Origin of the sequence: Pseudomonas sp. 18058, assembly GCF_902706155.1 — a bacterium.
Classification (GTDB): Bacteria; Pseudomonadota; Gammaproteobacteria; order Pseudomonadales; family Pseudomonadaceae; genus Aquipseudomonas; species Aquipseudomonas rustica.
The window spans coordinates 1-21,061 of sequence record NZ_CACSJY010000051.1; the positions used below are offsets into that span (position 1 = coordinate 1).

A 21,061-nucleotide genomic window follows, 5' to 3' on the forward strand; every position below is an offset into this window, starting at 1 on the left:
CGGTGGGTCAGTTAACATTTTTCAACCTGACCCACCGCATTCGCGAGCAAGCCCGCTCCCACAGGGGATATCACTCTTCTTCGGAACCTTCGGCGCGCCAGTAGCCGACGGCTTTGATCAGTTGTTCATCCAGCCCGTGCTCATCGATCAGCACCCGGCGAATCTGCCGTGACACCTTGGTCTCTGTCGCCACCCACGCATACAGATTGCCCTTCGGCACCTGCAACTGCTTCACGGTGGTCAGCAGGTTATCCTGGCCGCCCTCACGCAACACCCAGATCACATTGACCTGCGCCGCGCTCTCCAGCACTTGCTGTTCTGCACCGTTTTCCACTTCGATCACCACCAGCGCTTTACGATTCGCCGCCAAACCCTCGAGGCGGCGGGCGATGGCGGGCAGGGCGGTTTCGTCGCCGATCAGCAAATAGCTGTCGAAGATGTCCGGCACGATCATCGAGCCACGCGGCCCACCGATGTGCAGGAATTGTCCCGGTGCAGCTTGCTCAGCCCAGGTCGACGCAGGGCCGTCACCGTGCAGCACAAAATCGATGTCCAGCTCCAGCGCATCCAGGTCGTAACGACGCGGCGTGTAGTCGCGCATCTCTGGCTTCGGCCCATCGTCCTTGCCGGCGCCGAGCACCATGGTTTCCAGCGCGGCGGCCTGCTCGGCGTTCTGCGGGAACAGCAGTTTGACGTGATCGTCCGTGCCCAGGCTGATAAACCCGGCCAGCTCAGGCCCGCCGAGGGTGATGCGGCGCATGCGCGGCGTCAGGTCAACCACGCGCAACACTTCAAGCTTGCGGCGTTTGATTTCGTGCATCACGCGGTGAATGGTTTGGGTATCGACTGCAGTCATTCGGCTTTCTCCGAGGCAGGTTGAACGGCAGGGCCGTCGACGATGGCTTTGGCGGTGTTATTGAGCAGATCGCGCACGCGCAGGATTTCTTCCGGGCTCCAGCGGCCGTGGTGCATTTGCAGGGCATGGCGCAAGTTGTGCACGGCTTCATGGATTTCGGCAGGGCGGTCATGGCCGCGCAGCGAGCGTTTGCTCACATCAATGCGCATGCGCACGCCATCGAGTGCCACGGCTTGTTCGCTTAAAGACAAACGACCGGCCTCGGTGACGCTGTAGCGTTTTTTGCCGCCCTCGGCGTCACCGGCAATCAGGTCGCTTTCTTCGAGGAAGGTCAGGGTCGGGTAGATCACGCCGGGGCTCGGGCTGTACGCGCCGTCGAACATGCCTTCGATCTGGCGGATCAGGTCGTAGCCGTGGCACGGCTGTTCGGCGATCAGTGCCAGCAACAGTAATTTCAAGTCGCCGGGGGCGAACACCCGTGGGCCGCGACCGCCGCGTTCGCGACCGGGGCGTTTTTCGAAGCCGTCACGGCCGTCGCCATGTTCGCGGTGGGGGGAATGATGGTCTCTCATTTCAGTCTTCTCTCGTCGTGTTTAGATACAACTTAAGATATATCTTATTACCTGATCAAGCTGAAATGACCAACGGTCGAGCTGTCTGCACGAGCGCGCAGCTGGCGCAAGGGGCAATTGGGCAGGATTTTTTCGCGGCGCCGGTAACAATAAATGCCTATACAACTTTCAGTTAGTTTGGTTAATTACTCTAAAGCATCGATCACCTCCTTATTTTGTTGTGCGTGTAGTTTGGTTCTTACAGAAGTTGCATAGCCTGCCACTTTTTCATTTTGTCCTGATGTAGTACCGGTCTTACAGTTGCTCAGGTGTTTTTCTTGAAAGTTGCTGTTTTTCTTTCAAGTCAAATAGCACTTGGGCTACGCGTGCGTCAGAAACGCCCTGCTTATTTCGTGGTGGGAATAGCGGAATATTCCCCGGCGTTGAACGTCCACTTTCTTACATGTCTGAGCCCAGCTGGCTTTGTTATTCAGACCTGTAATGAGGTGCAGGACTTCAGCCAACTCCCACAACGAAATGACAGGAAGTTAATCATGCTCAAGCAACTTGCAATCGCTACTCCTCTGGCCATGCTGACACTGGGTGCTTCGGTGGCCTTTGCGGCTGAAGAATCGCGCACCGCCATCAATATCGTCGCGGACATTCCGAGCAAGGTGTTCCATGCACAGCCGGTCGATCCGAACTTCGGCAAAAACGAAGAAATGCGCTACGTCATCGGCGCTGGCACTTTGTCCCCGGTGCGCGGTACCTATGACATCCAGCACACCCAGGGCTCGGTCGGTGCTTACGTTGAGGGTGGCCCACAGCCTCTGTTCAACGGTGCCAATACCATTGCGCTGACGTACACCTTCAACGGTAAAACCCTCACCGGCGCGTCTGAAGAAGTTGTCGGCGACACCGAATCCAACGGCGGCATGCGTGCTGATCTGGTGATCACCGCCGCCAAACCGGCCGACGGCCAATCCGGCCTGTACACCGCCACTCCGGTGGTGATGTTCGACGCCATTCCGCGCATTACGCAATAAAGCGCTTTCGACCACTGTCAGTCTTTGGCAATGGGTACGCCCGGCCGGTCGCTATTTATTAGCGTTCGGTCGGCGTTTGGCCGATCAAACAAAAAGAGTAACTAAGTTCATGTTTCCGATGACACCCATCGCGGCAGCGCTTGCACTTTTTTTATGTGCCAATGCCTTGGCTGCGCCTACGGATGACCGTCATACGCCACGTAACTTGCTGGCGCAGGCAAAAGGGTTGCCGAGTGAATTCGAAGAGCACTTCTTTGATGTGCCACTTGCGGTGCGTGTGGAGTTGGACCAACAGTTTTTGGGCGAAGCGATGATTGTTTTATCTCGCGATGATCGCATCACCCTGCTCGAATTTACCGAGAGCACCGACAGTAACTTCACTGCCATCGAACGCGATGTCTGGGCCGACTATCTCGGTCGGGGTGTGCTGCTGGGCAACTGTCAGGGCAGTTGCCCGGCGCAGATGCTCGCCGTGCACTACAACCTGGAAAATTCGCTGGTATCGATCGTCACCGAGAATGCTGAGCGCGATAGCCAGGCGCCGCGCTATTACCTGCAACCGAAGTCCGGCAGCACCGGGTTGATCGTGCGTAACCAGCTCAACCTCAACGGCGGTCAGGATCAGGATCTTGGTGGTCGTTACGGCTTGGTCACCAGCAGCAGCCTCGGCAATTGGACACAAAGCCTGAACGTACAAATGGCCCGTCTGGGCGGTTCGGATGAGCAGATGTATCACGCCGTGCAAGAGCTCTACAGCCAGAAAGAGCTGCAGGGCAGTTTTGTTCGCCTGGGCTATTTCATGCCCGATTCCGAAGGCCTGACTCGCCAGCCGCGTTCGTTCGGTGTCAGCCCGGACACGGCAGTGGGCGCCATGTACGGCAGCTCCGACAGCCTCGCGATCGACAATCCGAAACCCAGCGTTTATCCGCTCTACGTCACCGCGAACCGCCAGGCTTCGGTGGAGATTTATCGCAACGGCATGTTGATCAACACGCAACCGGTCGACGCCGGTCTGCAAACTCTGGACACCCGACCATTACCCGGCGGCATCTATGAAGTTGAAGTGCGCCTGATCGAAGACGGCCAGATCACCTCCACCACGTCCGAGCTGATCTACAAACCGAACAACTGGCGCAATCATGACGAGCGCTGGCGCTACAACGTGTTCGCCGGGCGCGAGAGCAAATTGTGGAGCAACTGGGACGATCAGGCGTCCGGCGGCATGACGGCGGGCGCAGCGTTCAACTACTTGCTGCATCCACGGGTCATCGTCGGATTTTCCGGGCGGCAGATCAGCGAAAAACTGCAGTACGGCACATCGATCGACTGGACGCTGGCCAACAACACCAGTGTGTTCGGCAATGTTTACCAAACCGAAGACCACGGCACCGGCCTCGATCTGCAAGGCATGTATAGCTACGGCTCGGGCAGTATTTTCCTGACCCACAACCGCAGCTGGCTCGACACCACCAACACCTACGAAACCCTGCCCGACGGCACGCGAGTACGGCAGCGCAACGTGTTCATTGGCCAGACCAGCAACTCGGCGCTGTCGGTGAATCATCGGGTCAGCAACAAAAGTTCGATCAACGCACGGGTCTCGCACAGCGACGGCAATATCGAAGGTGTCGGTCTCGATCTCGGCTGGACGCAGCGCGGCGAATTGTTTGGCAGCGATGCCAACTGGCGCTTCTCGGTGTTCGACCGCCCGGGCAGTTTCAGCAGCGGCGATGCGCGCAATCGCGGGGTCGACCTGAGTGTCAGCCTGGCGCTGGGCGGACCGGGCGAGCAGATTTCCGGCAGCCTCGGTTCGCGAACTTCGCGCGATGGCGGGCGTGACAACAATGCGTCCGTCACCTATCGCAAAGACTTGCAGGATCACTTGTTGCAGAGCGTCTCGGCCACGGCGATCACCGACACCTACGGTCTGGGGCTTTCCGGTACTGGCAGCTTTCAGAGCGACGCAGTCAACGGCGATGGCTTCATTCAGCGCTCTTCGTATAACAACAATTTTTCCGGCGGTTTGAACCTCGACAGCACCGTGGCGCTGAGTGGCCAATACATCGCCATGACCAGCCAACACGATCGAGGTGGCGCCGGGATGATCGTTGATGTCGAGTCTGATCTGGACGACATCGCCCTGCGCGCCGATGACTTGAGCGGTGGCAGCGCCAACCTGCGGCCGGGGCGCAACTTCATCCCGATCACCGCTTACAAAAACGGCACGGTGAGCTTCGATTTCGAAGGCAACGACGTCCCGGCTGCGGCGATCCAACCGGCACGCACGAGTTACCACTTGAACAAGGGCGGCGTGGACTATCGAAAAATCCGCGTGATGAAAACCCTGACCGTGCTTGGCCGCTTGATCGACCCCAAAGGCCAGCCGCTCAAGGGCCACCACATCATCAACCACGCCAGCCGTGGCGTGAGTGAAGTCGACGGATTCTTCTCGATGGAAATGAACGCCGGAGCGCCGACCCTGGAAGTGCGTCAGGGCGATCAATTGCTCTGCCGGTTCCGTTTGAACACCGATGCCGCCCGGGTGGAAAACAACGTGCTGATGATTGGTGATTTGCGCTGCACGCCGGATACGTTGGCGGACAACGCTATTGCTCTTGAAACCGCAGGTTGATCAGACCTTAAACCCGTCACTCGCTGTGACAGCCCGTTGCGGCTGTGTTGAAAATAAAGAGGCAAATCGAACATGAAACGTTTGTTGGCAATTGGTTTTTTCTTGTGTGCACCCCTCGCTTTTGCCGCTCCGCAGATCAATGTCGGCGTGGTCTACGACTATCTGGACGCTGACAAAAGCACCTATCTGAAACGCATCTTCAATGGCGGCGACAGCACTGCGTTTATCAAGATCAATATTCTCGAAATGATCTTCGATGAGCAGGGCACTGCCCGGGAAATTCCTCTGCAATCCCAGGCCGGTACCACGGCGCGCGACGGCCTGATGGCCAGCCCGGCACGGTTGATCGTGCCGGCCAATGGCACTCAAGGCACGCGCCTGTTGTACATGGGAGCGCGCGATCAGGAGCGTTATTTTCGCGTGCGTTTTGTGCCGGTGGTGCCTGAAGCCGCCGACGAATTTGCGCTCACGGATGAAGAGCAGGCCGACTACAAAAAAGACTTTGCCGCTGGCGTTACGGTGCTGGCCGGTTACGGCACGGTGTTTTTCGTGCGGCCGAAAAACACCCGGTTCGACAGCGTCATCGATGACGGCAACGGCCAATATCAAATCCGCAATAACGGCAACAGCGTGGTGGTCATCGACGAGTTCAAGGACTGTGTCGTGGGCAATGAACAGGACTGCCAGCCGACCACCAAACACCACATTCTCGCCGGTCGTACGTTTCGATTCGACAAACAGGCGGGGCGCCATTACCGCTTCACCGTGATCGAAGGCGCGGCGAAAAAGAAAGTGGAAGTGAAGGGTTAGGTACAAGGCCAATCGAATGGCAGAGGATCAATCATGAACAGGCGAAAGATTGCGCTGGTGACGCTGACGGGCTTGTGGCTGATTTGCACTTGCGCCCATGCAGCCCGCGAAGCGTATGAGTTTGACGTATCGGTGAGCATCCCCACTTCCAGGTTTCATGTGCTGCCGGCCGATCCCGGATGGATCAGCCGGGAGCAGCGGTTACCGTGGAGTTTGCTCAATTCGACGCTCGGTGGGTTGCGCAAGGATTTTGATGTGAAGAACGAGGGGGGCGCGATCGAGGCACGTCTGGACGGTCTGGCGTATCTGTCCAGCGGCGAGTCCGGCCACGAGATCGAATTGCAGGTCGTGTTCAACGGCAGAGAACTGAAAGTGGGCGAGGCGGTTGAAGTGGTGTCTGCGGCGGACGGTTGGCAGGGTCGCCGGGTGTTGCTGGAAATCACTCCACAGCCCCCCGGAGATGGCGTCTACAAACCGGGTAAATACTTCGGCAACGTCAACATGATGTTCAACGCGATGTTGCCGGGTGCTTGATGACCGGTTACCGGGAATGAAGGGTGAAGGATCATGATCAATCTATATCGAAGTTTGACCGTCATGCTGATGGCGGGTCTCGCGACGTTGCCGGCATCCGCGGCCGTCAAAGAAATTGAAGCGTTGTTTCGGCCTGACTCGGCCAATCCGCAAAGCAACGAATTCATCAACCAGACGCCTTCAGAGGGTTTTTGTCTTCAGTTGCCCAATCAGTGCAAACCCGAGGGTCTGTTCAGTTTGGTCGCGCCCATTGTTTTTAATGCCAAAGATCCCATCCGGGCTTTTCACACTGATCCACGTCAGGGAGGGATGGCCAAGGTACCTTCCCATTGGCAGCGGATCGTGGTCACCCACGAGTCCGGGGATACGGACGTGCTTGAAGTACGCATTGCCGGCATTGGGCATGAGGCAGGCCTGTTCGAACCTGTCACTGACATTGTGGAGAAGCAGGCGGGTGACGACTTTTCGCTGGCATGGAGCATTTTGTGGACGGGCGGGTCTTGGCGGGAAGCACCGGCTCCGTGTTTGGGTGTGGGCAGTGCGACAGCGGGACCGTACGGCTACAACAGTTTCTGGAAGGTTCCGGTGAACGCCGGAGTGTGCGCCAAACAGGCGCGGTTTCTGATCCCTGCGTTTTATTTTCGCTACTTCGTTTACGGCTACCAACTGCGTACGCCTAACCCGCTGGCCATGAAGTCCGGTCGATATCTTGGCAGCATCGATTACACGGTGGGGCCGGGCAAGGATTTCGATATGGGCGATCTGATGATTCCCAATGACAATCTGCTGCAGTTGAACTTCACCCTGACGGTGGAGCATATGCTCAAGGTAGAAATTCCCCCGGGTGGCAACAAAGTTGAATTGACACCTGAAGGTGGCTGGCAGGCCTGGCTCAATCAGGGGCGCAAACCGACACGATTGTTCCGCGATCAGACCTTTAATCTGTGGACCAGCTCGCAATTCAAAATGCAAATGCAGTGTCAGTACACGCTGGGCGATACCTGCGCACTGCATGAGCCGGATGGCCACGCGGTGCCGCTGCAAGTCGCTGTGACGTTGCCCTCAGGCCTGACCTCCGCAGGCAACCGTCCTGTGATTCGGCAACCTTTGCGAGTGAGCGGCGTGGGCACCGAGTTATTCGAGCCCGGTATCTACATTGATCGCAAACCCGGGGTGCTGCACTTCGGTGTTGAACAGGCTGATGTCGAGCGCATGTTGTCCAGCGGAGCTTCGATTTACAAGGGCACCGTCACGGTGATCTGGGATTCCGAGGTCGGCTGATCAAGCGAGCCGGTTGGCAATGGGAGGGCTGCCCGCCAACCGGTTCCCGCAGGTTCAGAGCACGGCTTTTTCCAGCGCATCGCGCGTCTGCTGACGGGCAAGTTGTTGCTCCTGATCGCCCAGATCGGTAATCAGGCGATCGTACAAGGCATCGGGCATTGGCTGGCCGGTCAGCACTTGTTCCTTGGGCACGCCAACCCTTCGCGCCAGATCCTTGAGTCTGTCGCGTAACGCGGCTTTTTCCGGATAGGGATCCATTGAGCTGGCCCACTGCGCCTGCACGGTGCGCAAGTCGTCCAGTTCCGAGGCTTTTTCCTCGAAGCGGACTTTATTGGCGTAGTACTGGTCGGGGTAGGCCTCACGTAGATAGTCGCTCCAGAACGGTTGTTCGAGCATGCGGTTGACCAAACCGTCGCCAGCTTCCATCGCGGTCACCGTTTCGAAGGCCAGGTCGATTTTCGCCTGATCGACGCCCGCCGTAATCCGAAACAGCATGTTCTGCGATTGCCACGGCAAATCCAGGCGCTGGGCCAGCCCCGTCTGATAGGCCAGATAGACCTCAACGACATCAGGATTGCCGCCACGGCTTTGAATGTCCGCTTGGGCGACATCATCGACATGCTCCAGACGTGCTGCACCCCGGGCCAATACCACCAGTTTTCGTTCAAGTATTTCTCTGGACGTCGACGACAGCCGGGCCTCGGCTGCCATCACCTTGATCCCCATCTGATTGAACACCTGCGCCCCGGCGTCCCGGCAGTTGACGGGGGCGATGGCCATTTCGAACAGCTCCTGACGCAGGGTTTTATCAATGTCGATGGCGTGGATCATTCGCCAGACGCGGTCGCTCAACTGTTCCAGTGCCGAGCCACCGGCACGATAGTCGGCGGACTGGGTCAGGTCATTGATGATTTTGAAGAAACCCCTGGAATTGGGTTCCGAAGCCAGATCGGGCCAGGCCTCCGGGCGGTAAATGCCCAGACCGGGTATGCGTGTGAACAGCGCGTCGGTCTTTAGAGGCCAGCGCCCGAGCATGTCGGTGGTCGCGGCTGACGCAACATGCTCGGGAATCAGCCCTACCGAGGTTCGGTAATGCTCGTAACGGACGCGATTGACCTCGGACAACTCGTTGGCCATCAGGCGAGTTCGAGCGACGATAAAGGCGTTGTTGGAGCCCGGCACCACCCGCGGAATTTCATTAATTGGATTGCCCAGCATGTCGAGGAAAAACTGCTTGGGCCGTTGCTTTTTGAACAGACCTTCGGGCCAGGCCGTCAGGCCGGTATCGTTCAGCGACAAAACGCTCAGGCGTGGCATTCGACTCACATCGGGGGACAGGCCCAGCGGATTTTCATCCAGACGCAAGGTTTGCAGGCGTGTGAAGTTTTTCAATTGTTCGACGGTTTCAGGCGTCAACTCGATCCGGTTGCCCGACAGGCGCAGGGTTTCCAGCTGGCGCATTTTGCCAATGGTGGCCGGCAGGCGTTTCAGGTCGCAGGTTCGCGCGCTCAACTGGCGTAAGTGAGGAAAGTCTTTGAGCAGCCCCGCAGCCCCTTCAGAGAGTGGCACGTTGTCGACTGAAAGGGTGGTGACCTGATCGAGATAGGATTTGATGTCGGGTAGCTTTTTCCACCAGTGTTCGAGGTTGTAGCGACGCAACTCCGATGAAAGATCCAGCGTATAACCGGCTTGCGGAGCGATGCTGCGTTCGCCGAACACCACGGATTTTCGTTCGAAGCAAGCCATCAACCGTTCAGTGAGGTGCAGGCCTCCATCCAGCGTGAATGCCAGATTGTGCGTACCGCCATTGCCCGCGTTCCAGTTGATGACCTCCTCGAAGCGCCACGTGTCGAGGATGATGCGCAATGTGTCGAGATCATTTTCGATGCGACGGATACCTGACTCTGCGTCACCCTCGGCGCTCAGGGCTCGGGAAAACCCCTGCACTTCGTTTTCGTTGAGGTGTGGATAAATATCCTGGATGCGTTGCTCCACAGACTCTCCGACCCGCGAATAGCCAGGGCCGCCCAGCAAGGTGATGGTTTCGGTAGGCGTGACGGTGCTGATCGGTGGCGCGGCCAAAAGGCTGCGGCGTACGCTGGCCGCTTCGGTTTTGGCCATGATCCACTGTTTGAAACCGGCGGCGTCATCGAGTCGATAACCCAATGCCTGGCGCTGTCGAGCGGGCAATGCAGTCAGGATCGCTTGAAACAGGTCGCCCGCTTGTTCCTGCAGGGGCTGACCCTGGACGTCATGGGCCAGGTATTTGAAGTCGTGATCTTTGACCAATGTGCGAACAGTGGCCGCGTCCTCGGCACCCACGCTGCAAATCAATGTGCCCTGCGGCGACTGTTGGCGAACCTCGATACGCAGTTCAGCCATCGCATCGCTGTGGAGGCGCAGAGCGTTGAGCGCCAGACGTTCGGTGTCGGCGGTTGCCAGCCAATCGTGATGAAAGCCTTGCCAGGCATGGCGGGTAGCGGTTTCAAATTGCAGTTCACGGGCGAGGTGTTTCAGGCGCAACGGCAGGTGTTGATGTTGATCCATCAAGTCCAGCTCAGCGGGAGTTGCATGGCCGAGCAAGGTCTCGGCCACTGTCGCCGGCAGTTGCGAAAATGACTGTTCGAGTTGTTGTCTGGCCGGGCTGGCGGGGCTTCGCTCATGCTGGTAACGCTGATCGAACAGTGCCTTGCGTGAAGATCTGGCAGCGCGGGCGATGCGTGCTTGCAAGATTGCTTCACTGTCGACCGCCACCGGCGCGCCGTGGTGGTTCAGCGTGTCCATGACAATGCTCAATCCTTCACCGTTGGCGATTTGCTGGTCGCTCAACTGAACGACCAGTTTTCTTCCTTGAACGGTTTTCGCCGCTGACGATTCCCACAGCGTGAGGCCACGACTGTCGTTGACCCGCAATGGCACACCGGCGGGCCATAGCCCTTGCGCTTCGATGATCTGCAACTGACTGGCCGGGTCGCGACGTGCCAAGGCCTGCAGCGACGGATCGGTACTGGTGACCTGTTCAACAAATCCGCGCACATCGCGTTCGATTTTGAAGCGTTGCACGGTGTCCGCGAGCAGGGGCGGCAGTCCTGCATTGTCGCGATACATGCGACGCAAAACGCCAGGCGAGGTGCCGCTGGTTTGCCGGATCAGTTCCAGCTCTTGCGGGTCACTGAAGGATTGAACCGTGTGCCCGATTCGGCGCATCAGAGTCGCGTCATCCCAGTGCCTTGGTTCTTCGCCGTCGAGTACATAACTACCGGCACCGTTATCTCTGACTGATACTTCAAAGCCGTCCGGCCGCGTGGGATGACGCACAGTCAGCGCACCGGTCGTCGCTTGTCGGGACAATTCGTAATGATGTTCGTCCAGGCGCAGCAGGTTTTTGCCGTTGTGTTGATACAAGCCTTGGCCGTTATGCGGCAAATCCTGCGGCACGGCACCTTTATATCGATAAGGCTCAAGATCCGGTTTCCACAGCCTGGTCTTACCGTTTGGCAGCCGAACCGCTTTCAGACTCTCAATAAACGGTGAAACGGTGAAGTGGAAAACCGGTGCGAGCGCAACGCCCATCGCGAGATTTTCAATGACGTCGCTGAAATGCATCCACGCGGCTTGCCGATCACCCTCACTCCACTCCACCGCACCTTCGAGTGTTTCGTAGAGCAACTGCCCGGCCGTGACAACCAGCATCAATTCGCCCAGCCCGGGTACCACCAGGGCAAAGGCGCCGAGGGCGATAAAGCCGATATTCAGATAATTGGCCCAGCGTTCGGAGCGCGCTTTCGCGTCCTCGTCGGCGTTGGGTACAGCAAGGACTCTGGCGTCGCTGATCATTTGATCGAGGGCGGTTTCATGCAACACCGGCCACAGTTCGAAGTCCTCCCAAGGGCCTTTGCCCGTAAAGGTGCAGTCGCTGATGTGGAAGTTCGGCGACTCCAGCGGATCCTGACGAACTCCGAATTCGCGCGGTGGCGGAATGTCTACGTGCAGCACCAGTCGTTCGCCCAGTTGCACCAGCTCGTGATGGCGCCATTTCTCGACAAAAGTCCGTGGCGGGCCATCGCTGACGGTCTCGTTAAAGCGTCTGAAGTAATACGGCCTGTCCTTCTGCGCAACGAAGCGGCTAAAGAACAGTTGATACGACGTTGGCGAGCCGGCATCGGTGCTGATGTTGCTGGCGCGGGCGGTCAGTTGGCGGGTCAGTTCCTGTTGGAACGCCTCGAAGCTGGCGTAGCGTTTGACCGGATGTTCGGGGTCACCGGGGATCCAGGCGATTATCGACCCGGTGCTGTAGCGATGTAACTCGCACGGAATGAACAACACGCAATCGGTCAGGCGCAATCCCATGATGCTCAAGCCGCAAAAGCGCAGTTGTTTTTTGCCGTCCATGACGACGCTGTCACCCTTGACGACTTTCATCAACTGATTGTATTCGGCCTGACCGATGTCCTTTTTGATCAGCGCCAGAGAGGCTGCGGTCTGCAGGGATTGTTTGTAGTAAGCGCCGTTGATCTGCCGCAGCAGGTTTTCGACGAGACGGTTGCCGGGCGGGCGCAGAAAATCCTTCAGGTAGCGCTGGTATTGCTCGCCGATATTCAGACGCCGGCACAGACGGGCGAACACGTCGACACTCACCGGCGTATTGATCTGTTCGAAATGACCGTTGGTGTCCGGTCGAGTGATGAAACAGGAGTTCGGCTCGTAGAAGCCCGGCCGGGTCTCGTCGTATTCAAAGTTATGCAAAGCTGCTTGCAACAGTGAAAAGGTCTTGACCGTCAACGCCTCGCTTTTGAGGCCGAAAATGCCGAGGCTTTTCGGCGCGTACAGGCGTAACCAGGTGTCGTCGGCATCCAGCCCCGGGTCGAGTTTGTGCAGCTCCGGTTCAAGCAGTTTTTTGGCAAATGTTTCGATGCTCTGGATTTTGTCGAACAGGGCGTCCCGTTCGTTTTGTCGCAGGTGCAAGGCTTCGATGGCGGGCTTGAGCAGGGTTTGCTTATCGGCGGAAGCCTTGGCGAACCAGACCGGCAGTATCGGCCGGATCTCGCGCAGTTCGGCCCGGCGTTTTGCCGAGGCCTTGATCAGCACGTGGGGAATGGCCTTTTTCAAGGTCTCGAAGTGAATACCCCGAGCACGGGAATCAGACATGCGCAAAATCCTTTTGGCGTAGAAAGGATGTCAGTTTGCGCGGCTGCTCAGGGGGGCATGCGATACATAGTTATCGTTTGTGTATCGCAGTGTTTGCGGGATTTACCGAATATTTCAATTGCGCTGGGCGACGACAGGCACCTCGCAGCGGGTGTGGGAGTCAGGCTGCAGATACGGCGACAGAATCGGCGCCATGCCTTTGAGCACCTGCACGGGCAGTGCCGAGGTGAACTTGAAATTCTCCGCCGAACGCCCCGGCACAAACGCCGTCAGCGTGCCGAAATGATGGTCGCCGATGTAGAATACGAAGGTCGCGGTGCGGTTGATCGATTTCGAGCTGAGAATCCGCCCACCCGAGCCGATGGCTTCGATGCGGTTATCACCGGTGCCGGTCTTGCCGCCCATGACCAACGGCGTACCGTCGGCGGTTTTGAAACTGCCGGAAACCCGTTTGGCGGTGCCGGAGTCGACCACTTGCGAGAGCGCCTCGCGCATGGCCGTGGCGACTTCGGATGGCATCACTCGTTTACCGACGTGAGGGTCGTTGGTCACGAGGGTTTCGTACGGCGTGCCGGCGGCGAAATGCAGGCTGTCGATGCGCAAAGTCGGCATGCGCACGCCGTCGTTGAGGATGGTGCCGATCAACTCGGCCAGCGCCGCAGGACGGTCGCCGGAACTGCCGATCGCGGTCGCCAGCGACGGCACCAAGTGGTCGAACGGGTAGCCGACTTTCTGCCAGCGCTGGTGAATTTCAAGGAACGCTTCGATTTCGAGCATGGTGCGAATGCGGCTGTCGCGCGCGCCTTTGTGTTTGCTCTTAAACAGCCAGCTGTAGACTTCCTGACGCTCGAACTGGCTGGCTTTGACGATCTGGCTGAAAGTCGCGTCCGGGTTGTGCAGCAGGTAACCCATCATCCACAGATCCAGCGGGTGCACCTTGGCGATGAAGCCCTGATCGGGCAAATCATAGCTGCCCGGGCCGTAGGAATCGTAGAGGCGAATCAAGCGATCGTCGGTGAGTTTTTCGTTGAGCTTGGCGCCTTTGAGGTGCGCGCGCACGAAAGTGTTGAAGTCTTCCTGACTGGCGTCCGGCAATAGATAACGGTGCACGGCGGCCATGCGGATCGGAGTCGGGCGCATGCTGTCGAGGAAGGTTTCGAGGCGCGCCTGGGTGTCCTTGTTTTTGTACTTTTTCCAGAACTTGAGCTGGAACGCGGTGCCTTCGCGGTCGGCGAAATTGGCCAGGTATTCCTGACGCCGAGGGTCGCGGTCGTCCTTGAGCAATTCGGCGCTGCTGTTCGGGCCGGAGTAGGTGACGTAGCGCACCACATCGCGCATCAGGCGAATGAATGGCAGGTTGATCGACTCGCGCAATGCATCGCGCAGGGTCGGCAGGCGGCCATTGTCTTCCTTGCGAAAGTTATGGAACACATGCAGACCGCCACCGGTAAAAAACGCCTCCCCGGGGCTCGCCGAGTATTTGCGATCGAGCGCGGCGCCGAGCATTTTCGACAGGTCGCGATCCTTGTTTTGCACGAGGTAATCGATGACCCAGCGGCTCAGGCGATCCTGATCCGGCACGTCGACTTTCTTCAATTCCGGTACAGACATGCCCGCGTATTTGTCGTGCAGCTCGGAGATGATTTGCAGGTAAGTGGTCAGCACGCGCATTTTCGCCGTGGAGCCGAGTTCGAGTTTGCTGCCTTCATTGATGTCGAAGGGCTGATCGGTGCTGTCGGTCTGGATGCGCACGCGCGAGCCGTCTGGAGTCAGCTCGAACAGGGTGAAGCTATAGCGAACCTGGGTGGTGCTGGTGGGCGTCAGCAGACGTTCGCCCATCAGGCCGATTTCGGCGGCGAAGGCCGGGTCGGCGAGTTTTTTCAGGTACTCGGTGGCCTGCATTTGCAGGTCGCCTTGCAGGGTGCTGGTGGCCGAGAGGTCGAGACGATCGAGGTCGTACAGCGGACGGTTGAGCATGCTTGCCAAGCGACTGCGGGCGACGCTGATACCTTTGTTGGTTTCGATTGGCTGAATGGTCGGCTGGGTCTGCCAGTCGCGATAGGTGACCTTGCTGGCGAGTGCGGCATCGGCCAGTGCGCTGTCGATCACGCCGTTCTGTTTCAGCAGACGCAGGTGGCTGTCGGTGAGGTCGGCGAGTTCTTCGCGGCCCTTGGTCAAGTAGTGCGAAGGACGGCGTTGGGCGATCATCAGCGAGAGCATTTCACGCAGGGCCAGACCTTTGTCTGCCATGGTTTTCGGGTCGGTGGCCGGGCTGTTGAGTTGTTCGTTGGCTTTGTTGAAATCGCTGCCGTACCAGACGCGCAAGCCTTCGGCCATGCCGTGCACTTCACCGTGCCCCGGGACTGCCGACAGCGGCACACTGTTGAGGTAATCGCGGACGATGTTCTGCCGCGAGCCCAAGGTGTCCGGGCCGTCCTGATAAGCGCGCACGCTGGCGGAAATCATCTGACGGATCTTCTCTGCGCCCGACACGGTCAGCCCATCCGGCGAGTGCCGATATTTTTCCAATTGTGTGGCCAGGGTGCTGCCGCCGGCTGACTGGCCGGGCAGGTGCAGCAACTTCGCCACTTGCGACCACGCCGCCATGCCGAAGCGCGGCCAGTCCACCGCCGGGTTGGCACGGGGTTGTTTAGGGTCGAGCAGAAAGCGGTTTTCAATAAACAACAGACTGCTGACCACCACCGGCGGGATCGCCGCGAAGTTCGAGTAGAGCTGCTGCGGATAGTTGTATTTGTACAGCGGCGCAGCGCGGCAATCGGTGATGGTCAGGCCGGCCTGAATCTTTTCCGAATAGGGCACGAACAGGCCCTTGCCGGTGTAGCTGAGCAGGGCGGGGGAGAAGCGGGTCTGCTCGGTGATCACGTAATTGCGCTTGAGCAGACGCGGCAGGAATTCATCGAGGGCGCTGTAACCCAGGCGCAAATCGAAAGGGCCGTTGCCGGGGTAGTGAATCGCTTCACTGGGGCCCGGTTCCAGTTTGTAGGTCAGCGAGGCGGCGAGTTTGCTCAACTCACTCGACTGGAAACGCGATGTGCGCATTTCCTTGGCCGCAGCCATTCCCACCACGATTGCAATAATCAGCAGTAATAACCAGAAAGCCTTCCAGCCATGCCGGGGACGGCGTGGTTTTTCGGGGACAGGCGCTTGATCCACACTCTCAGTCGGAACCACAGATTTACTCGAATCGGTTTGCCACAAAGCGCCCATAGTCGATTGATCCATTCACGCAGATTGATCGGACTTGTTTGAAGCTTAGACGGTGGTTGGCAGTGGTGAAAAAATTGTGACGGGTTGGGGTGGGGGAAAGTGCTGAACAAATCTGGAAACATTGCGGATCTTGTTGCTAGAGCCTGTTCAATGGTCTGACAAATTATCTGTGGTGTAGTGCAAGTCATAGCCAGCAGGCATCCCAGAGAGGGTAGTCACCGATTTTCTTTACCAAACCGGCCCGCAAAGGATTGGCGACAATGTAGCGGGCGAAGGGACGCAAATCCTCACCATCGCGGATAGCGCGGTCGTGATAGCCGGTTTGCCAGAATGCGCCTTGCCGGTTCAATTTGCGATTTATGGTGAGCGTGCTGCGGGATTTGATGACTTGCATCAGCTGTTCCATACCGCAGCCTTCGAGTTGAACCAGCCAATGAATATGATCCGGCATCACTACCCAGGCGATCGAGTTGACCCAGCCTTTCTCATGAGTTTGCTGAAGCTCCCTTACCAATAGGCGTCCGATCTGCCAATCACTGAAGATCTTTGCCCGTCCATGTACCACTGCGGTAATCAGGTAAGCACGCCCCGATTCAGAGCAACGCCCGTGGCGGAGTCGATGCGAGTTCAACTGTTTGCGCATTCCATTGCGTCCTGTTTGATTGATCTCCTTTCAAGCTAGTTGCTCACCTTCCTACATGAAGCTGGGAAGGCTGTCGGACGTTTCCCCATTTCACGCAGCAACACCTGAACACAGCAAACCCTGTGGCGAGGGAGCTTGCTCCCGCTGGACTGCGCAGCAGGCCCAAACGCAGTAATCCCGGATTGCCTGAATGATCGGGGTGGCAGGTTTTACGACTGCTGCGCAGCCGAGCGGGAGCAAGCTCCCTCGCCACAAGTAGAGCGGAGCCCTCCAGCAGTTCTGCGCTAGAGCCTTCGCAAGAGCAATTGCACCTAGGCAGGGGCATGACGATGCACCAATGCTGTGCAATACTCGGCGCCTTTTTCGGCGGCGAATATTCCTACGTGTAGCAGGGAATGCCTCTCCGCAAACCGGGCTTTTGCCGAGAGTTGTCGCTGAATGTTGTGGTTTATAGAGTGAAAAGCCCTGCCCAAGGCTTTTTATACTGCACGCCCCGCTGATCTTGCAGGTTTTGTCCTACAAGACGCGTTTGCCCACGAGGCCGACGCGGTTTCACGGCAGCCAAGGCTTACCGGCCGACGTTGCGACACTCGGTGGTCATATCCAATAACAAGACGAGGTTGTACCCCATGCCAGTCGGCAATCACCTGCCTCACGGCGAAACCGCTCAGGGCGGTCCGCTCAAACGCGAACTCGGCGAACGGCACATTCGCCTGATGGCGCTCGGTGCCTGTATCGGCGTCGGTCTGTTTTTAGGTTCGGCCAAGGCCATCGAAATGGCCGGCCCGGCGATCATGATTTCCTACATTCTTGGCGGCCTGGCGATCCTGGTGATCATGCGTGCCCTCGGCGAAATGGCCGTACACAACCCGGTCGCCGGCTCGTTCAGCCGCTATGCGCAAGACTACCTCGGCCCATTGGCCGGCTTCCTTACTGGCTGGAATTACTGGTTCCTGTGGTTGGTGACCTGCGTCGCGGAGATCACCGCGGTGGCCGTGTACATGGGCATCTGGTTCCCCGATGTGCCGCGCTGGATCTGGGCCCTCGCGGCGTTGATCAGCATGGGCTCGATCAACCTGATCGCGGTTAAAGCCTTCGGTGAATTCGAATTCTGGTTCGCGCTGATCAAGATCGTCACCATCATTGCCATGGTCATCGGCGGCGTCGGCATCATCGCTTTCGGTTTCGGCAATGACGGCGTGGCGCTGGGCATTTCCAATCTGTGGGCCCACGGCGGCTTCATGCCTAACGGCGTGACCGGCGTGTTGATGTCCCTGCAAATGGTCATGTTCGCCTACCTCGGTGTCGAGATGATCGGCCTGACTGCCGGTGAAGCGAAGAACCCGCAGAAGACCATTCCCGACGCGATCGGCTCGGTGTTCTGGCGGATTCTGTTGTTCTATGTGGGCGCGTTGTTCGTGATTCTGTCGATCTACCCGTGGAATGAAATCGGCACCCAGGGCAGCCCGTTTGTGATGACGTTTGAACGTCTGGGCATCAAAACCGCTGCCGGCATCATTAACTTCGTGGTGATCACCGCGGCGCTGTCGTCGTGCAACGGCGGCATCTTCAGCACCGGACGCATGCTCTACAGCCTGGCGCAGAACGGTCAGGCCCCGGCCGGTTTCGCCAAGACGTCGAACAACGGTGTGCCGCGTCGTGCATTGCTGCTGTCGATTGCGGTGTTGCTCCTGGGCGTAATGCTCAACTATCTGGTGCCGGAAAAAGTCTTCGTCTGGGTGACCTCGATTGCGACCTTCGGCGCGATCTGGACCTGGGTGATGATCCTGCTGGCGCAACTGAAATTCCGCAAAGGCCTGAGCGCCAGCGAACGTGCCGGCCTCAAGTACAAGATGTGGCTGTACCCGGTCAGCTCGTATTTTGCCCTGGCGTTTCTGGTGCTGGTGGTCGGCCTGATGGCGTACTTCCCGGACACCCGCGTGGCGCTGTATGTAGGGCCTGCGTTCCTGGTGCTGCTGACCGTGTTGTTCTACGTGTTCAAGCTGCAACCGACGCAAGTCACACAAGGTGCGGCGCGTTCGGCTTCCTGATTCATAGCCTCTAAACAAAAGATCGCAGCCTTCGGCAGCTCCTACCTTGGAACGTGTTTCCTGTAGGAGCTGCCGGAGGCTGCGATCTTTTGCGTTCTATAAACGAGCGCCGCACCGCTCGTCGGAAAGGATCCTCTAACTGTAATTTCTGACAGTAGACCAAAGAGGGGAGCGGGCTTAGCGTGAGCCTCTGTCCAATCCTGGGTGGCGAGGAGCGGTTATGAAAGGACTCTCTGCATTGATGGTCATCGGCCTGGCCGATGCGTTGATCCACTGGCAGGTATTTTTCGTCACGTGCAGTGCCGGTGGCTTGTCCCAGGCGGCCAGTAACTTCGCTGCGTTTTGCGTGGCGGCGGCGTTCACGCTTTACGTGAACATGCTTTACACCTTCGAGACGGGAACGTCACTGCTCAGCTATCTGCTGTTCATCTGTGTGATGGCTGGCGTGAGTGTGGGCATCGGCTTGATTGGCGATGCTCACGCGCTGCACGGGCTGATCACAGTGGCGTCCTTTACCGTGCTGAATTTATTGCTCGGGTACTGCTTTTTCCGCTTTGTATTGTTTCGCGAATATGAAATTTGAGGCGCCAGCCTGTGGTTAAGACTGGCGCATTCAACGTTATGCCGCCGCGATTTCATTCGGCTCAAAACTGTCCGCCCGCGCCATCTGCCACATCCGCGAATAGAATGCGCCGCTCACTTCGCCCGTGAGCAATTCACCGGGTTTCAAGAACACGTGCAGCTCGGAAAACAGTTTGATTTCGGTTGCCGACATGCGTCGCACCAGATGCTTGGCCGACAGTTGCGACGGATGCTCAAGCCCCGCCGCCGCGAGCATTTCCGCCAGCGCTTTCAGCGTGCTGCGATGGAAGTTGAACACCCGCTGCGCTTTGTCCGGAACCACCAGCGCACGTTGGCGCAAAGCGTCCTGTGTGGCGACGCCGGTCGGGCATTTATTGGTGTGGCAACTTTGCGACTGAATGCAGCCGATGGCGAACATAAAGCCGCGCGCCGAGTTGGCCCAGTCGGCGCCGATGGCCAGCACGCTGGCGATGTCGAAAGCGCTGACGATCTTGCCGCTGGCGCCGAGTTTGATTTTGTCGCGCAGGTTGAGGCCGACCAGGGTGTTGTGCACAAACAGCAGACCTTCGCGCATCGGCACGCCGATGTGGTCGGTGAATTCCACGGGCGCCGCGCCGGTGCCACCTTCTTTACCGTCGACGACGATGAAGTCGGGGAGGATGCCGGTTTCCAGCATGGCTTTGGCGATGCCCATGAACTCCCAAGGATGGCCGAGGCAGAACTTGAAGCCCACCGGTTTGCCGCCCGACAGTTCGCGCAGTTGCTGGATGAAATGCATCATTTCGATCGGCGTGGAAAACGCGCTGTGACGCGATGGCGATACGCAGTCTTCGCCCATCATGATCCCACGGGTTTCAGCGATTTCTTTGGTGACTTTGTGTTTCGGCAGGATGCCGCCGTGGCCGGGTTTGGCGCCTTGGCTCATCTTGATTTCGATCATCCGTACTTGCGGGTTTTGCGCTTGGGTGGCGAAGCGTTCCGGGTCGAACCGGCCGTCGCTGGTGCGGCAGCCGAAGTAGCCGCTGCCCAGTTCCCAGGTCAGGTCGCCGCCGTTTTCCCGGTGATACGGGCTGATGCTGCCTTCGCCGGTGTCGTGGGCGAAGTTGCCGAGTTTTGCGCCTTGGTTCAACGCACGAATGGCGTTGGTGCTGAGCGAGCCGAAGCTCATCGCCGAGATGTTGAATACCGAAGCCGAGTACGGCTGCGAGCACTGCGGGCCGCCGACGGTAACGCGGAAACTGTTCGGATCGCTCAACGGCGCCGGACGCATCGAGTGGCCGATGAATTCGAAGCCGGACTGATATACATCGATCAGCGTGCCGAACGGTTTGTCGGCAGTTTCGTTTTTCGCTCGCGAGTAAACCAGCGAACGCTGGGCGCGGGAGAAGGGCAGGGCGTCGCTGTCGGATTCCAGCAAGTATTGGCGGATTTCCGGGCGGATGCCTTCAACCAGATAGCGGATATTGCCGAGGATCGGGTAGTTGCGGCGCACGGCGTGCGGGGTCTGCAGCAGGTCGAACACACCGATCAGGCTGAGGACGCCGGTGACGGCGGTGATCGGCCACAGCCAGTCGTGGTCGAGAAAAGGCAGGCTGGCGAGGGTGAAAATCACGCAGACGGCAAAGAAGGCGTAGCGGCTCAGGAGTGACAGGCTCATACGGTTTCCTTGGTTCGGACTCAGGTTCAAAAGATCGCAGCC

At 58.3% G+C, this 21,061-nt stretch carries 13 protein-coding genes; 7 read left to right on the forward strand and 6 right to left on the reverse strand.

Features of this window, described 5'->3' with window-relative positions:
• Window positions 1-70 precede the first annotated feature (70 nt).
• Both GVL50_RS22495 and GVL50_RS22500 read right to left on the reverse strand, forming a co-directional pair.
• The gene (locus GVL50_RS22495) at window positions 71-856 is read right to left on the reverse strand and encodes a siderophore-interacting protein (protein WP_159815103.1); all 786 of its coding nucleotides are present in this window, start codon (window positions 854-856) and stop codon (window positions 71-73) included.
• Window positions 853-1,428, reverse strand: coding sequence for a PadR family transcriptional regulator (locus GVL50_RS22500; protein ID WP_159815104.1), 576 nt, complete (start codon window positions 1,426-1,428; stop codon window positions 853-855). Before GVL50_RS22500 ends, GVL50_RS22495 begins: the two co-directional genes overlap by 4 nt.
• Window positions 1,429-1,961: 533 nt before the next feature.
• On the opposite strand from GVL50_RS22500, the gene GVL50_RS22505 reads away from it, so the two are divergent.
• The 5 genes from GVL50_RS22505 (at window position 1,962) to GVL50_RS22525 (ending at window position 7,710) form a co-directional block, all read left to right on the forward strand.
• Complete coding sequence (locus tag GVL50_RS22505; protein WP_159815105.1) at window positions 1,962-2,453, forward strand: CS1 type fimbrial major subunit; 492 nt, start codon at window positions 1,962-1,964, stop codon at window positions 2,451-2,453.
• Window positions 2,454-2,562: 109 nt separating this feature from the next.
• Complete coding sequence (locus GVL50_RS22510) at window positions 2,563-5,085, forward strand: CS1-pili formation C-terminal domain-containing protein (protein WP_159815106.1); 2,523 nt, start codon at window positions 2,563-2,565, stop codon at window positions 5,083-5,085.
• A gap of 72 nt (window positions 5,086-5,157) precedes the next feature.
• Complete coding sequence (locus GVL50_RS22515) at window positions 5,158-5,895, forward strand: molecular chaperone (RefSeq protein ID WP_159815107.1); 738 nt, start codon at window positions 5,158-5,160, stop codon at window positions 5,893-5,895.
• Window positions 5,896-5,928: 33 nt separating this feature from the next.
• Window positions 5,929-6,429 carry a CS1 type fimbrial major subunit gene (locus GVL50_RS22520; protein ID WP_159815108.1) on the forward strand — a complete coding sequence of 167 codons (501 nt, stop codon included), beginning with the start codon at window positions 5,929-5,931 and terminating at the stop codon, window positions 6,427-6,429.
• Window positions 6,430-6,462: 33 nt separating this feature from the next.
• Window positions 6,463-7,710, forward strand: coding sequence for a hypothetical protein (locus GVL50_RS22525; protein WP_159815109.1), 1,248 nt, complete (start codon window positions 6,463-6,465; stop codon window positions 7,708-7,710).
• Window positions 7,711-7,764: 54 nt separating this feature from the next.
• Here GVL50_RS22525 and GVL50_RS22530 read toward each other — a convergent pair whose 3' ends face one another.
• The 3 genes from GVL50_RS22530 to GVL50_RS22540 all read right to left on the reverse strand — a co-directional run bounded on the left by GVL50_RS22530 (window position 7,765) and on the right by GVL50_RS22540 (window position 16,729).
• Window positions 7,765-12,858: an NEL-type E3 ubiquitin ligase domain-containing protein gene (locus GVL50_RS22530; protein ID WP_159815110.1), complete on the reverse strand. Its 5,094-nt coding sequence runs from the start codon at window positions 12,856-12,858 to the stop codon at window positions 7,765-7,767.
• A gap of 114 nt (window positions 12,859-12,972) precedes the next feature.
• Window positions 12,973-16,086 carry a transglycosylase domain-containing protein gene (locus GVL50_RS22535; RefSeq protein ID WP_159815111.1) on the reverse strand — a complete coding sequence of 1,038 codons (3,114 nt, stop codon included), beginning with the start codon at window positions 16,084-16,086 and terminating at the stop codon, window positions 12,973-12,975.
• Between the two features lie 184 nt (window positions 16,087-16,270).
• Window positions 16,271-16,729 carry a transposase gene (locus GVL50_RS22540; RefSeq protein ID WP_159815112.1) on the reverse strand — a complete coding sequence of 153 codons (459 nt, stop codon included), beginning with the start codon at window positions 16,727-16,729 and terminating at the stop codon, window positions 16,271-16,273.
• Between the two features lie 629 nt (window positions 16,730-17,358).
• On the opposite strand from GVL50_RS22540, the gene GVL50_RS22545 reads away from it, so the two are divergent.
• Window positions 17,359-18,780 (forward strand): amino acid permease, encoded by a 1,422-nt coding sequence (locus GVL50_RS22545; protein ID WP_053123460.1) that lies wholly within the window; start codon window positions 17,359-17,361, stop codon window positions 18,778-18,780.
• A 241-nt stretch (window positions 18,781-19,021) separates the two neighbouring features.
• Window positions 19,022-19,363: a polysaccharide synthesis protein GtrA gene (locus GVL50_RS22550; RefSeq protein WP_256671935.1), complete on the forward strand. Its 342-nt coding sequence runs from the start codon at window positions 19,022-19,024 to the stop codon at window positions 19,361-19,363.
• A 36-nt stretch (window positions 19,364-19,399) separates the two neighbouring features.
• Here GVL50_RS22550 and GVL50_RS22555 read toward each other — a convergent pair whose 3' ends face one another.
• Window positions 19,400-21,019 carry an FMN-binding glutamate synthase family protein gene (locus GVL50_RS22555; RefSeq protein WP_159815114.1) on the reverse strand — a complete coding sequence of 540 codons (1,620 nt, stop codon included), beginning with the start codon at window positions 21,017-21,019 and terminating at the stop codon, window positions 19,400-19,402.
• Window positions 21,020-21,061 lie beyond the last annotated feature (42 nt).